Annotated in this window: 12 protein-coding genes; 6 read left to right on the forward strand and 6 right to left on the reverse strand. The window is 47.4% G+C overall.

Annotated elements, in window-relative coordinates; genetic code table 11:
- Positions 1-6: 6 nt before the first annotated feature.
- Together asnB and BLU18_RS07520 are read right to left on the reverse strand one after the other, a co-directional pair.
- On the reverse strand, positions 7-1,899 hold the full coding sequence (gene asnB, locus BLU18_RS07515; RefSeq protein ID WP_092633481.1) for an asparagine synthase (glutamine-hydrolyzing): 1,893 nt from the start codon (positions 1,897-1,899) through the stop codon (positions 7-9).
- Positions 1,900-2,092: 193 nt separating this feature from the next.
- Positions 2,093-3,304: a phospholipid carrier-dependent glycosyltransferase gene (locus BLU18_RS07520; protein ID WP_143025246.1), complete on the reverse strand. Its 1,212-nt coding sequence runs from the start codon at positions 3,302-3,304 to the stop codon at positions 2,093-2,095.
- A gap of 164 nt (positions 3,305-3,468) precedes the next feature.
- Here BLU18_RS07520 and BLU18_RS07525 point away from each other — a divergent pair, with 164 nt between their 5' ends.
- Complete coding sequence (locus tag BLU18_RS07525) at positions 3,469-4,677, forward strand: glycosyltransferase family 4 protein (protein WP_092633485.1); 1,209 nt, start codon at positions 3,469-3,471, stop codon at positions 4,675-4,677.
- Positions 4,670-5,740: a glycosyltransferase family 4 protein gene (locus BLU18_RS07530; protein WP_092633487.1), complete on the forward strand. Its 1,071-nt coding sequence runs from the start codon at positions 4,670-4,672 to the stop codon at positions 5,738-5,740. Before BLU18_RS07525 ends, BLU18_RS07530 begins: the two co-directional genes overlap by 8 nt.
- Before the next feature lie 18 nt (positions 5,741-5,758).
- On the opposite strand, the gene BLU18_RS07535 is transcribed toward BLU18_RS07530, so the two are convergent.
- A complete protein-coding gene (locus BLU18_RS07535; RefSeq protein ID WP_092633489.1) occupies positions 5,759-6,952 on the reverse strand; it encodes a sulfatase-like hydrolase/transferase in 1,194 nt (397 codons plus the stop codon).
- 35 nt (positions 6,953-6,987) lie between these two features.
- On the reverse strand, positions 6,988-8,025 hold the full coding sequence (locus tag BLU18_RS07540; protein ID WP_176791199.1) for a glycosyltransferase family protein: 1,038 nt from the start codon (positions 8,023-8,025) through the stop codon (positions 6,988-6,990).
- A gap of 90 nt (positions 8,026-8,115) precedes the next feature.
- Here BLU18_RS07540 and BLU18_RS14575 point away from each other — a divergent pair, with 90 nt between their 5' ends.
- Positions 8,116-8,994, forward strand: a complete 879-nt coding sequence (locus tag BLU18_RS14575; protein WP_143025247.1) for an alkaline phosphatase family protein — start codon at positions 8,116-8,118, stop codon at positions 8,992-8,994.
- Positions 8,995-9,009: 15 nt separating this feature from the next.
- Here BLU18_RS14575 and BLU18_RS07545 read toward each other — a convergent pair whose 3' ends face one another.
- Positions 9,010-10,524 carry a flippase gene (locus BLU18_RS07545; protein WP_092633493.1) on the reverse strand — a complete coding sequence of 505 codons (1,515 nt, stop codon included), beginning with the start codon at positions 10,522-10,524 and terminating at the stop codon, positions 9,010-9,012.
- Between the two features lie 233 nt (positions 10,525-10,757).
- Between BLU18_RS07545 and BLU18_RS07550 the strand changes: the two genes are divergently transcribed.
- The 3 genes from BLU18_RS07550 to BLU18_RS07560 are packed head-to-tail and all read left to right on the forward strand — an operon-like array spanning position 10,758 to position 12,477.
- Positions 10,758-11,219 carry a dTDP-4-dehydrorhamnose 3,5-epimerase family protein gene (locus tag BLU18_RS07550; protein ID WP_092633495.1) on the forward strand — a complete coding sequence of 154 codons (462 nt, stop codon included), beginning with the start codon at positions 10,758-10,760 and terminating at the stop codon, positions 11,217-11,219.
- 2 nt (positions 11,220-11,221) lie between these two features.
- Entirely contained in the window at positions 11,222-12,295 is a 1,074-nt protein-coding gene (locus BLU18_RS07555) for a glucose-1-phosphate thymidylyltransferase (RefSeq protein WP_092633497.1), read from the forward strand.
- 2 nt (positions 12,296-12,297) lie between these two features.
- Positions 12,298-12,477 (forward strand): hypothetical protein, encoded by a 180-nt coding sequence (locus BLU18_RS07560; RefSeq protein ID WP_092633499.1) that lies wholly within the window; start codon positions 12,298-12,300, stop codon positions 12,475-12,477.
- Here the strand turns inward: BLU18_RS07560 and rfbD are convergent.
- Complete coding sequence (gene rfbD, locus BLU18_RS07565) at positions 12,474-13,364, reverse strand: dTDP-4-dehydrorhamnose reductase (protein WP_092633501.1); 891 nt, start codon at positions 13,362-13,364, stop codon at positions 12,474-12,476. The two genes, BLU18_RS07560 and rfbD, sit on opposite strands and share 4 nt — an antisense overlap.
- Positions 13,365-13,413: the final 49 nt, after the last annotated feature.

Consider the following 13,413-nt stretch of genomic DNA (forward strand, 5'->3'; position numbering starts at 1 on the left):
CCGTATTTAGAGGATCCCTCGTTCGCGCATTCGATTGTGCCATCGAAGGAAAACATACACCGCCCAGAGGAAGTACGCGTGATCTCTCGTGCCGTCAACGTGTTCGCGATAGAGTTTCCAGACGAACTCCGTGTTAATCACGTCCGTTTCCGACCTCATGATCGTCTCGGTGAATTCATCTTCGAGTTCGTCTTTGAACCACTCTCCAATCGGGACCTCGAACCCCTGTTTCCCGCGTTGTAGGATCTTCTCCGGGAGAATATCATCGAACGCCTCTTTCAGGACGACCTTCTGCTTCGTCGGCGTGATTTTCTGCGATGTCGGTAGTCCCATCGCAAACTCGAAGACATCGGTATCGAGGAACGGAACGCGAACCTCGAGGGAGTTCAGCATACTCGCCCGATCGACCTTGGAAAGGATGCCGTCGGGAAGCGCGAATCGAGCATCCGTCATCTGCATAACGGCGAGGTCGTCGCTTCGGTCATCCGGAAGGTTCGCAACCGCATCTTGCTGAGCCTCTGCAACTCGGTTCACGCCACAATCCTGAACGTCAACCCCATCTATTGCCGGAGAACTCCGTGGCGTCGTAAGCGTCATCCATTGATACTGGCGTTCTGCTCGGTCCGATTCACCACCACGAATGAATTTCTGTGCTTTCCGAATCGCGTTACCTGTCTTCGTTCCCCGTGACGCAGGCAGATGATTCATAACTGGTGTGACTACCTTACGGCGAACAGAACGTGGGAGAATCCGGTAGTACTTCGAGTAGAATTCTCCTCGGTATTTGTTGTATCCGGCAAAGAGCTCATCCGCCCCATCACCCGAAAGTGCGACAGTCATCTCCTCTCGAGTCTTCTGTGAGACGATGTACGTCGGCAAAATAGACGAGTCAGCAAACGGCTCACCCAGCGACGGGATGACGGTCTCGATCACATCACGGACGTCCGATGGCGAGACCTTGTACTCGTGATGATCCGTGTCGTGGTACGTCGCAACCTCCTGTGCAGCCCATGTTTCGTCAAACTGAGATTCGTGGAAGCCGACGCTAAACGTACTTACTGGCTCCTCACGGATCTGGGATAAGATCCCCGTGATAACACTCGAATCGATCCCTCCACTCAAGAACGCACCGAGTGGTACGTCGGCCTGTAGTCGTTCCTCTACAGCCTGTTCCACTCGGCTGCGGAGTTGTTTTGCAGCCGTCTCGAGGTCTCGATCGATGGACTCTATATTTGGGCTATAGAACTGTTTCCGCTCTACTTCTCCGTCTGAAACGACAGCCAAGTGGCCGGGCTGAAGTTTCGATACGTGCTGGAACACTGACCGCGGCGCGGGAATGTACCCATACGAGAAATACTCCGCAACCGCCTGTTCATCTAACCCTCCGAAATCAAAATCCAAGGGGAACAGCGCAGAGAGTTCCGAGGCAAAAGCGACCCTTCCGTTCGGTTCGACGCCGAGGTAGAGGGGTTTGATTCCCATCTGATCTCGAGCGAGAAGTAATCGCTCTCGTGACCTATCCCACAGCGCGAACGCGAACATCCCGTCTAGCTCTTCGATGAACGAGTCTCCCTGTTCCTCGTAGAGATGGACGAGGACCTCTGTATCGGTCTCCGTAGTGAACTGGTGACCTTGATCTTGGAGATTCGTGCGAAGTGATTCGTAGTTGTATATCTCACCGTTGAAAATGACGGCGACGGTGTCGTCCTCGTTAAAGATCGGTTGCCTGCCGGTATCGAGGCCGACGATACTGAGGCGGCGATGAGCAAGGCCGACAGGACTATCTACGTGGATTCCTGCCTCATCAGGGCCACGGTGGACGAGACAGTTGTTCATCTGCCGGAGAGACTGCTCACTTGGAGATGTAGAACGAGAGTACAAACCCGCAATTCCACACATGATAGAGTTACCTGTTCACAGAGGAGACACAGTAATCAGTTTTGCTATCGCTGACGTAATTCAGAGTGGAATATCGGGAATTGGAGAGCAGGTGGGCAAGCGATACGGCATTTTTTGAGATGGGAAGGAAGAAGCACAGAGAGTGTTGAGCATTCACGGGATATTCGTGGAGTGTTGGCAGGATCAAACCAGACTAGTCTGAGCTGGATCGGTTAGGATCGGATTCCATGAACGAATCTTTGCCCCAACGGAACGGCCACACGAACTTCACGTGCTCACTGATTCCGATTCCGCCAAAGAGGAAGATGACCCAGAGGAACATTTGCCGGTGGCGCATTCCTGTCCCGTAGTTGACTGTCCCGACACCGTATAGAATTACTGCAACAACGAGACCTACGAGTAGTCCGATGGTTGCGGAGGGATTCTTCTGTCCGAGTGAACGGATACCCCATATCGAAGCCATGGTGAATGCGATACTGACGAGTCCCTCGATACCGACGAGCAGGTCAGGGATCGTTTCGATCATCCACGGAAACGGTGCATAGAGGAAGTACGCTCCACCGACCCAGCTGAACGCGGCGAGTTCGAGAATTGTTTGTGGTATCACGTCGGGAAGATAGATTGTACGACCGCGGGCGCGAACGACACGAATGTAGGCCAGAAATTCGACTCCGTCTCGGATGACCGGAAGCGAGAGCACGAACGCGACTGGTGAGAGTGCGAGCCCCAAACCTGTGGTTGATTTCGAAATATATCCAGACTTAATCATATATGCGGCGATTGCCGCACCGATAGCTGCGGCAATAATAATTGCGTTATCATCGCGTTGGAGAAGCGAGATATGGAGTAGAACAGCTGCAAGCGCGTACGAAAACCAGTAGGGACGCTGTTGTAGGGGTAGTATCAGAAGTCGGGCTGCCGTAGTGATTGCGAACAGAATGATCGCTTCGCGGAGTAGTGTACTGTGGATGGCAACGAAACTCGGATAGAATATCATTGGAAGCGCCGCAGTAATGCCAGCATGGTGAGAGTGGTAGTACCGGGCAATGAGATAGACATTATAAATCGCAAACGCTCCGAGAAACGCATTTCCAAGGCGTGCATAGAGACCACTCGGGCCGGGTAGTAACCAGAACGGGGAGAGGAAGGAGCCCCATAGGTTATATGGATCAACTGATGTCAAAGGATAGATCAGTTCTGAGAAACCAACTGAACCAGATACGTACCGATAGGGCTGCCCATTACTAATACCACGCGCAATTAACGCCGCAGTATTTCCGAATTTGATGGCGTCAGCCTGAGAGTCGGGATTGAGGTTAGTAACTGTCGTTATGCCGGCAGAAATAAATCTGAGTATGAGCGTGAGGACGAATATCGGGATAGTTTGTTTCGCTTCTTTATCCATGGATTGGAAGAAGGCTTCTTTTTAATCGCAAGATAAACCGTATACGGTGTCCGTAGTGATGCGCAGTATATAACCGATACGGAGTTGAGTGGATGACTAGTACAACTGAGAGCGGATAGCGGGAAACAACGAAAATTTAGGTATAGAGGTCAGAATTTCGGACAATGGAACAGTCGCCGGGCAAAAATATACTCTACATATCTTACACAGGCTTACTCGAACCACTCGGACAATCACAGGTATATCGGTATCTGGATCGCCTTGCGGAGAGGCATAAAATTACACTTGTTACGTTTGAGAAACGAGAAGATGTCAAAAAAAGAAAAAGATTTGAAGCGATGAAACAGAGGGTAGAAAATGCGGGAATTCAATGGCATCCGATGCGATACCATCGAAAGCCGTCGCTACCCGCAACCATATGGGATCTTTCCAGAGGATTCATAACCTGCTTGAGATCAATCCGCCGCAATGATATTGACATTGTACACTCACGAAGCTATGTCGCCTCAATTCTTGCCTTGCTATGCAAACGTTTGTTCGGAACTACATTTGTTTTTGATATGCGTGGGTTCTGGGCAGATGAACGCATTGATGCTGGTATTTGGGATGAGGATGATCAAATCTATCGGATTGCAAAATGGTTTGAGACAAAGTTTATTGAACAAGCAGACGTAGTTGTTTCATTGACCAATGCTGGAATTGGCGCAATACGATCGTTCGATCATGTGGATACCAGTAATACACAGTTTGAGATGATTCCAACATGCGTTGATCTCGAGCTGTTTACACCCAACCCAGAACAGCGGAGTGAAGACTTCGTGGTTGGGTATGTCGGATCCGTAGGAACTTGGTATCTATTTGATGATGTACTTGATTGCTTTGAGCTGATTCAAGATCGGAAGCCCGAAGCACAGCTTGCCATACTCAATAAAGGAGACCATGAATTAATCAAAGAAAAATTGCGAGAACACGACATTGACCCATCTGTAATTTCATTAAAATCTGTCCAGCACGAACAAGTCCCAAAAGAGATGAATAAAATGGATATAGGAATCTTCCTCATCAAGCCAACATTTTCCAAGACGGGGTCATCGCCAACAAAAATGGGAGAATTTCTCGCCTGCGGAGTCCCCTGTCTGAGTAATGCAGGTGTCGGGGACGTGGAAGAAATTCTTGAGAGTAACGAAGTCGGAGTGGCAATGGAATCACTAGATCATACTGCCAAGCAAGAAGCCGTAGAAAATATTCTCAAATTACATTTGAGTTCGGAAATCGCCACTCGTTGCAGATCAGTGGCAAAATCGTACTACTCGCTCTCGGAAGGGGTTGAGAAATACGATAAGATCTACCAATCAATATCGTCCGATGAGTGATTTTGATGTACTATTTCTGACAAAGTATGGTAGAAAGGGAGCTAGCAGTCGCTATCGGTTGTTACAGTATTTCCCATATTTCGAGGAATATGGTATTCACTGTTCATGCAAACCACTGTTTTCGAATGAATATCTTGAATCGCTGTATGCGACGGGCGAACGTTCAATAGAGGCTGTAATAAATTCCTATATTCGACGAATTCGGGACATATTAAACGCACAGAAATATGATGTTATTGTTATCGAAAAAGAACTCTTTCCGTATATTCCCGCTATATTTGAGCGTCTACTTAGTGCTCTCAATATACCCTATATTGTAGACTACGATGATGCAATATTCCACAACTATGACCAGTCAGATCGGCCGATAATCAGACGTCTCTTGGGCAAAAAAATCGATATTGTAATGCGGGAAGCTGAGATCGTTGTCGTTGGGAATGAATATCTGGCTTCTCGAGCTCAACAAGCAGGTGCGTCCCAGATTAAAATCATACCGACAGTTATTGATCTAGATCGGTATCCACATGTTCCACCAAATGAGAACGGAACGTTCACTATCGGATGGATTGGATCTCCAACAACAGCCAACTATGTGGAACAGATTGCGCCGGCACTTCGAGAAGTATGCAACGAAAACGACGCACGCGTCGTCCTCGTAGGCTCGGGTGAAGTGGAGTTACCGGGCGTTCCTCATGAAGTGAAAACATGGTCAGAAGAGACAGAAATCAAAAATATTGTTGAGTTCGATGTTGGAATCATGCCACTTGAAGAGACACCGTGGGAGCGGGGAAAGTGCGGGTTCAAGTTAATTCAGTACATGGGATGTGGGAAGCCAGTCGTAGCAACACCAGTCGGTGTCAACGCTGAGATCGCAGAGGACGGACACAATGGCCTACACGCCACTACAAATAATGAGTGGGTAACCGCATTGGACCGTCTCTACAAAAATCGGGAACTAGCAAAGACAATGGGAAATCGTGGTCGTCAACGTGTTGAGGAACAGTATTCTTTGACCACAGTAGTACCAACGTGGGCAGATATATTGAATAAATTTTCGAAGTGAATAAAATAAAAGTAAGAATTATTCAAGATAACCCAGATCGCGTAATTGGCGCTTATTTGGGCCTTCTGTAGTCGCATCGGATTGCTGCTCAGATTCGAAGTCCTGTGGGAACTGGATACTATCTCTGCTGAATTCGCCATAAGTGATCTCTGGCTTCAGATATGCTTTCAATTGTTTCATCGTCCCTGAAGATAGTTTACGGACCATATTTGAATATGGAGCATAATAATACTCGTATGCGAGAAGATAGCTAAGTCTTGAACTGATCGAATTTAAATGTCGAACGATACCTCCTTTAGAGGTCCACGCCGAACTAGCCTGATACGACATCATCGGATAGTCCGGCTGACGCCAGATTTCCGAACGGACAATCCGGTTATTGATTCTTTCTGAGTCGCGGTTCCATATATCATATCCATTGACGTGAGAAGGAACCGTTTTATTTAATGCAGCAAACACAGTCGGAACAATATCTGTTGTTGAAAGTAATACATCAATCTCCTCATTAGTAGGGAGATTAGCACCCATAAACACCATTGGCACAGAAACGAGTTCAGGAACAACAGGAGCGCCATGGTCATACAGGCCACCATACTCCCCGAGGAGTTCACCATGGTCACTCGTCAGAATGACCAGCGTATTCTCAAACTCTTTTCTAGATTTTAGCTGAGCACAGATATTTGAGAATCGGTTCATTGACTCATCTACACCCTCACGATACAAGTCCCTAATTCGGCTGGGATCGTCTGCTAAATCCGTGAAAAACTCCTTATGTGAATTCCACTGGGCCTGCTCACCCTTACCATACTGCATATGGCCCCCCTGATCGTGAATAACGAGTGTAAATGGGGATTCAATGTCATCTATAGTTGTATTATCTTGTTCATGGCACATTCGGAGAGGCGGTTTGTTTTCTGGATCAGGTACTGTAGCCCAGACGTTAGTTGCGTCAATCCCAGAGTTCGACGTAGCATTCAACAAATTTGGTGTTGCGGGTAACGTATCCGTTAATTCCCATACTCGGTGATTGACTGGATATTTACCAGTCATAATAGATGGAAATCCCGATCCAGTAAATGTAGATGCTGCAATCGCACGACCCCACATAGAGTTGGATTTCACAGAGTTAGGAAGTTCGTCGAAACGTAAACTATCCGAAATAAAAACTAGAATGTTTTCGACTTGCTTGACCGAAGTGAGGTCAGATAGCATGGCTATAGAGATTCATTGCTCATAACTAAATGATTTCATTTAGCAACTGATTTGAGAATATCTTGTAATTCATTAGCATAATCTTCTGTCCAAAGTTTTTGACGACTAACCTCTTGTCTAGCTTTGATTCCAATTTCTCGCCTCTTTTCAGGATTGTCGATTAATTCCTCCATTTTGGAATACCACTCCTTATTCGTGCTTGCGAATAAAATAGAGTTGCCAGGATTAGTAATTTTCTCTAAAGGCTCAATTGAAGAAGCGATAACCGGGATTCCTATAGACATGCAGCGTATTATCGATGTGTATCCGCCTTTTCCATTAATCCATTCAGTATCTGCCATAGGTCGGATCATAAAATCGAATCTTGAAAGTTGTTCATGCTCTTTTTCCAATTCCCACACAAGATGTTCAATATCTCCATGTGATTCCAAGATGTTGTCTGGTAATTCTGTCCCACTAACAATGACTAGCTCTGTTTTATAATCGTTTAAAATACGAAGGAGAGGTTCCTCAATCAATTCTAGGTATCTCAAATTGTTAGCTCCACCAATCCAACCAATCGTAACAGTATCTGACTCAGATATCCCCGAAATCATATCGTCTTTTGGGACCGGTGTGGGCAAGGTGTATACTTTATCGTTATACTCTTCAGCAAACGTCGAAAGATTAGGGTTTCCGGTTATTACTACTGTCGCAGATTCTAGTGCTGTAATTAACCGTTCTCGTCTTTCAGGATCATCGTCTTCCCACTCTGGGGAAGTGTAAATCGCATCATCAAAATCAAACACGACCTTAGTACGAAGGAAGTCGGTTAATTTGAATACTACTCTCGGAAGTATAGCCTTCTGTATATAGATTATATCGCTTTTCCATGTTAAAAGTAAAAAATTGAATAAGAAAAATATTGTCCGAGATAATTCAAAGTTATGGCTCGAATTTAGCGACAAAAATCGGCATTCTATAGAATCATCGAAGAATTTCGTTGGATCCAAAACCCTATGTCGAGAACTCGCAGTCGAATTGTCACCAACTAATATAAACCCAACTGAGATCTCATCTGAATCAGAAGCCATATCAGGCATCAACAATATCTACGACAGAAGGCATAATTAATTGTTTCCATGATACGAGACACTCTGATCACAGAATCATAGATAATAGTAATGCAAGAAATAATTAAAAAAGCCCTCTCAAAATCTATCGATATTGTTGGAAAGCATTCATCAAGGATATATCCATCCCAGAATATATTTGAAAAAGAATGGGATGTAATGTTAATTCTTGATGCTTGTCGTTATGATCTCATGAATGAAGTGGCACCTGAATTTGATTATTTACCTGAAATTGGAAAATCATACTCCTTAGCAACCAAGACACCAGTTTGGATGGAACGGACTTTTTCCGAGGCGGTTAATGAGGAACTAGCTGAAACAGCATATATTACGGGTAATCCGAATAGTGCGGAATTCGTTGATCCGTCAAAAATGGCGTTGGTTGACGAAGTTTGGAAATATGCATGGAATAACGAACTGGGAACAATTACTATGGAACCTATCACAGACCGAGCAATATCAGTAGGTCGAACGCAAAATTTCTCCCGTCTATTAGTTCATTATATGCAGCCTCATGAGCCATTTTTATCTTCCCCAGAGCTAGGAGGTTCCGACACCGTTGAACGGAAAACAGGACAAGGATCTTATGATGAATTTCAAAGTGTCTGGTCCCGCTTAGAAAACGGCGAGATAGCAAAAGAGATAGTTTGGAAACACTATCGAGAGAATCTGCGTAAGGTTCTCAGAAATATTGAAATTTTAGTGAATAATGTTGAGGCTGATAAACTCGTTATCACATCGGATCATGGAAATGCCCTTGGGGAGTGGAATCAATATGGACATCCGGCATATCGCCCAATTCCCTCTATTATCCAAGTCCCTTGGATAGAATTGTCTTCAACAGACTCCGGGATGTATGAACCAGATAACTGGGAGGGCCCAGAACTGGGAAACGTTGAATCACGGCTGAGGGATCTCGGATATATTTGAAATGAGTCAAACTATCTATGAACCCCACAGTATAATCTTCTGAAAAATAGAGGTATCAAATTTTTCATCAGCCTGTTTGGCAATACTCAGATCTTCTTCCGTAAATCCGGAGAGCAACATGAGAAAAAGAACATATGCGATCACAATAGTGCTAGGTAATATAACCACTAAAAGTACGGAGGGCAAATTTCTAGACAGAATAGCGGCTCCAAGTGCTGCGGCTGGCAAAATCGCTATCCAGAGCTTTAGCCAATCCATCGAGTAAGGGTGGATTCCGCGAAGGTAGTAGATCTCAACGACGCCAACTAAACTAGCAACTGCCAGGCCTATACTTGTGGCAATCCCGGCTCCGAGAATCCCTATTTTAGGGATTAGAGCAACATCTAATATACCGTTTATACATATGAGTATTATCGTATTCACCAGAGTTAATTTAGTGTATCCTAGCCCTTCAAGCATCATTCCTTCAGGACCGCAGGAAGAATTAAATAGATATCCAATAAGTAAAGCCAAGAAAGCACCTGTGGCAACAGTATATTCTGGGGAAAAGAAGGTTGAAAGATACAGTTCAGGGGCAAGAAAAAGAGTTGTGGCAATTGGAAGTGTGAGTAGTGTTATCCATCGGGTCGCGTTCCTATATACAGTCAAGAGCTGGTTCGATTCATTTTGTACACTGGCAACAGTTGGTTTAAACACAGGAGTGAGAGACTTGAGTACAATAAGTGTGTTAGAGGCTAAAATAAAGGAAACCTGGTAAAATCCAACATAAGAAGAATCTAAAAAATATCCTATGAGAAATTGATCCAAGCGCCCAACTATTGAATAGATAACACCTGCAAAGACTAGAGGGAGAGAGTATGAGATGATTTGTCTTTTCCCAATATAATCTACTGTTTCATCTCTAAACCAATCACATTTTCGGTAGAAAAAAACTAATCCAGCAATTAGAGATGAGATAAGTGCAAATATATGTCCAATTACTAAACCAAAAATCCCAGCTCCAGAAAAAAGAAGTGCAGATGTAACAGATATTCGAAATATTGGCCTAATAAAATCCTTAGTATATGACCTATATTTCAAAACTCTAATTGACTTGAATATGGATTCAACAGATTTAATTAAGGCTTCTATGGGAATTGCTAACGCAAGAACTGGAAGTATGGTGGAGAGAAGAGGATCGTCGAAAAGCCGGGCCAATGATTGAGAAGTAACAATCAGAAGAACAGCTGCTAATGTTGTGGTGAATACTGACAATAATGCCACAATATATAAGATTCCCGTTGCTTTTCCTTTTTCATTTTCTTGTAAAAATTTTGGCAAAAAGTAACCTATTGATCGGTGAAGACTCAAATCTGAGATACCACGAATGAAAAGTACGACAGACAAACCAAGTGTAAATGTTCCATATACACTCGGAGAAACTAAGCTAGTGATAATGACTAGATATGCGAACCCAAACAAACGGCCAGAGAGGTTCCCTATAAACGTAATACCACCCTGCTTCGCAAGATTTGATACGTAGTTCCCCATCCTATTTTGCCACACCCAGAATTGATTCCTCAAAAGCGATTATTTTACGACCCATATTATCTTACTATATGATTAGTGTATAAATCTGGATGTTTCGATATCTTTCATCTACAACCATTTTAGTGACTGTCATATTGTTATGATTCTGAATTATTCATCACGTGTTGGCAAAGTCATAATCATTACTGTATCCCTTCCATTAAAATAGGATACTGGCTATTCACAGTATTGGAATGATTCATGATGTCGAAGTCCGCGACCTCAAAGTGAACGTTGACGAGCGCGGCCACTTGGTTGAGATCTTCCGCGAGGATTGGAGAGAATACGATTCAGAACCCGCAATGTCATACTACTCAATGTCCTACCCGGGCGTCATTCGTGCTTGGCACCGCCATACACGAGGCCAAATAGATCACTTCATCTGCCCCCAAGGACGAATCAAGGTCGGCATCTACGACGACCGCGACGACTCTCCGACAAAAGGCGAGGTGAACAAATTCATCATCGGCGAGCACGACCAACAGATCATCCGGATCCCGGGCGACTGTTGGCACGGGTTCAAAGTCGTCGGGAACGAGCAGGCAATCCTCCTCAACTTCCCGACGAACCTCTACGACTACGAGGATCCGGACGAAGAACGCCTCCCTCCAGACACAGACGAAATCCCTATGGACTGGGACGAGACGCCTAACTAACGATGAAGGGCATCCTACTTTCCGGCGGAACCGGCTCTCGCCTCCGACCAATCACACACACCGGGCCAAAGCAGCTTGTTCCAGTCGCGAACAAGCCCGTCCTCGAGTACGCGATCGAAGATCTCAAAGAGGCAGGGATCACCGATATCGGCGTCGTCCTCGGCCACAAGGGCCGCGACGCGATTCAGGAACTCCTCGGCGACGGTTCCAAGTACGGCGTCGACATCACGTACATTGTTCAGGGTGAGCCCCTCGGCCTCGCACACGCCGCGGGCTGTGCGCGCGACTTCGTCGGCAACGACGACTTCGTGATGTATCTCGGCGACAACATCCTCAAGTCTGGGATCGCGGAGCTCGTCGAGAGCTTCGAGCGTGGCGACTACGGGGCGGGTATCGCCCTTCAGAAAGTCGACGATCCCCAAGCGTTCGGGATCGCGGATGTCGACGACGACGGAAACGCCATACAGCTCGTCGAAAAGCCCGAGGACCCGCCGACGAACCTCGCACTCATCGGGATGTACGTCTTCTCGCCGGCAGTGTTCGACGCCATCGACGACCTCGAACCGTCGTGGCGGGGCGAGCTCGAGATCACTGATGCGATTCAGTTACTCTTGGAAGACGGCTACGAGATCGATTCGCAGGTCGTGACCGGCTGGTGGAAGGACACAGGCAAGCCCACGGACATCCTCGAAGCGAACCGGCTCGTGCTCGAAGACAAGGAGCTTGAAACGGCGGGCGTCGTCGAAGACGGTGCCGAGACCGAGGGGCGCATCGGGCTCGCCGAGTCAGCGACTATCGAGGACGGAGCAGTCGTTCGTGGCCCCGTCTCGATCGCCGAGAACGTGACTATCAAGCACGGTACGTACGTGGGGCCGTACACGTCTATCGGGGCGAACTCGACGCTCGAAGACATCCATATCGAGAACAGTGTCGTCATCGGCGATTCGACGCTGAGTGCGTCGGGTCGCATCGTCGACAGCCTGCTCGGTCGGAACGCCGATGTTGAGAGTGCCGACGAACTCCTCCCAGAGGGGCGCCGACTCGTCGTCGGTGAGAACTCACAGCTCAAACTCTAACCATGCGGATCATCACATACACCTGTCCGGCCTGTGGTACCATAGTCGCCGCGAACGAACTCGAGGACAACCGAGTCATGAAGTGCCCGGGACTCGACTGCCAGAAAGTGCTGCGCTTCGAGGACTTCCCCGGCGAGGCACGCGAGTACTTCCTCGAAAACCGCGACCAGTACCAGATCTAGTCCCAGATATCCCAGACTGTGTCGATATCTGCAGAAAGTGTGGGCTGCGATCGCCCGAGTGCGTCTTCGATCTTGTCGACGGCGAGACAGCTGTCGAGTGGGCGAGCTGCATCACGCGAGACATCATCCATCGATACCTCGGTGAGGAAGCTCTTCGACGCGCCGATACGATCTGCAAGGATCTCTCCGAACTCGTACGGGGTGATACAGGAGCGACAGGCGATGTGGTACCGATCGCTCTCGCTCGCGGCGATGAGATCCAAGATTGCCTCAGCGGCTTGCCCGACACGAGTAGGGGTGATCCACTGATCCGTGAACAGCGGGACGGACTCCTCAGCACGTAGTTGGTCGAGAACCCACGCTGGAAACCCAGTGAGATTATCGCTGCTTCGGTGAACGCCCCAGACGAAGGAGAGCCGAGGAATCAAGGCTTGGGGGTATTCATCTCGGACGTTGCGTTCACCCAGTAACTTCGACTCCCCGTACACTTGAATCGGATTTGGATCGTCCGATTCGTCGTACGGACTGCGTTGCTCTCCGTCGAAGACGTAGTCCGTCGAGATGTGAACGAACTCGGTTTCTGACGCCCTGCAGTGGTCTGCCAATTCTCCGGGCGCCTCGCCGTTGATAGCCTGCGCCCGTTCCGGCGCCTGCTCACAGGCATCGACGTCGGTCATCGCTGCGCAGTTGATGACTACGTTAGGAGCGTGTTCGTCGAGGAGATCGCCGAACTGATCGGACGTTTCTAGCGAGAACTGCGAGAGTGGGATATCAAACGCCGGCTGAGAGGAATGATACGTCCCGTGGACGATCCAGCCTCGTCGTCGCCCCGCCTCAACCACGTTACTCCCGAGCAGGCCATTCGCACCGACGACGAGTACGCGCACATCGAGAGTCTTCCGATAGGAATGTAAATACGTACCGACTACTGGGAAT

It is taken from the genome of Haloplanus vescus, from assembly GCF_900107665.1.
Taxonomy (GTDB): Archaea; Halobacteriota; Halobacteria; order Halobacteriales; family Haloferacaceae; genus Haloplanus; species Haloplanus vescus.

Excerpts from the sequence above, each read along its gene's own strand:
- BLU18_RS07560 (WP_092633499.1), top strand. The coding sequence starts at position 12,298 with ATGCGGATCATCACATACACCTGTCCGGCCTGTGGTACCATAGTCGCC.
- BLU18_RS07555 (WP_092633497.1), top strand. The coding sequence starts at position 11,222 with ATGAAGGGCATCCTACTTTCCGGCGGAACCGGCTCTCGCCTCCGACCA.
- BLU18_RS07530 (WP_092633487.1), top strand. The coding sequence starts at position 4,670 with ATGAGTGATTTTGATGTACTATTTCTGACAAAGTATGGTAGAAAGGGA.
- asnB (WP_092633481.1), bottom strand. The coding sequence starts at position 1,899 with ATGTGTGGAATTGCGGGTTTGTACTCTCGTTCTACATCTCCAAGTGAG.
- BLU18_RS07535 (WP_092633489.1), bottom strand. The coding sequence starts at position 6,952 with ATGCTATCTGACCTCACTTCGGTCAAGCAAGTCGAAAACATTCTAGTT.
- BLU18_RS07525 (WP_092633485.1), top strand. The coding sequence starts at position 3,469 with ATGGAACAGTCGCCGGGCAAAAATATACTCTACATATCTTACACAGGC.
- BLU18_RS07545 (WP_092633493.1), bottom strand. The coding sequence starts at position 10,524 with ATGGGGAACTACGTATCAAATCTTGCGAAGCAGGGTGGTATTACGTTT.
- BLU18_RS07550 (WP_092633495.1), top strand. The coding sequence starts at position 10,758 with ATGATTCATGATGTCGAAGTCCGCGACCTCAAAGTGAACGTTGACGAG.
- BLU18_RS14575 (WP_143025247.1), top strand. The coding sequence starts at position 8,116 with ATGCAAGAAATAATTAAAAAAGCCCTCTCAAAATCTATCGATATTGTT.
- BLU18_RS07540 (WP_176791199.1), bottom strand. The coding sequence starts at position 8,025 with ATGGCTTCTGATTCAGATGAGATCTCAGTTGGGTTTATATTAGTTGGT.
- BLU18_RS07520 (WP_143025246.1), bottom strand. The coding sequence starts at position 3,304 with ATGGATAAAGAAGCGAAACAAACTATCCCGATATTCGTCCTCACGCTC.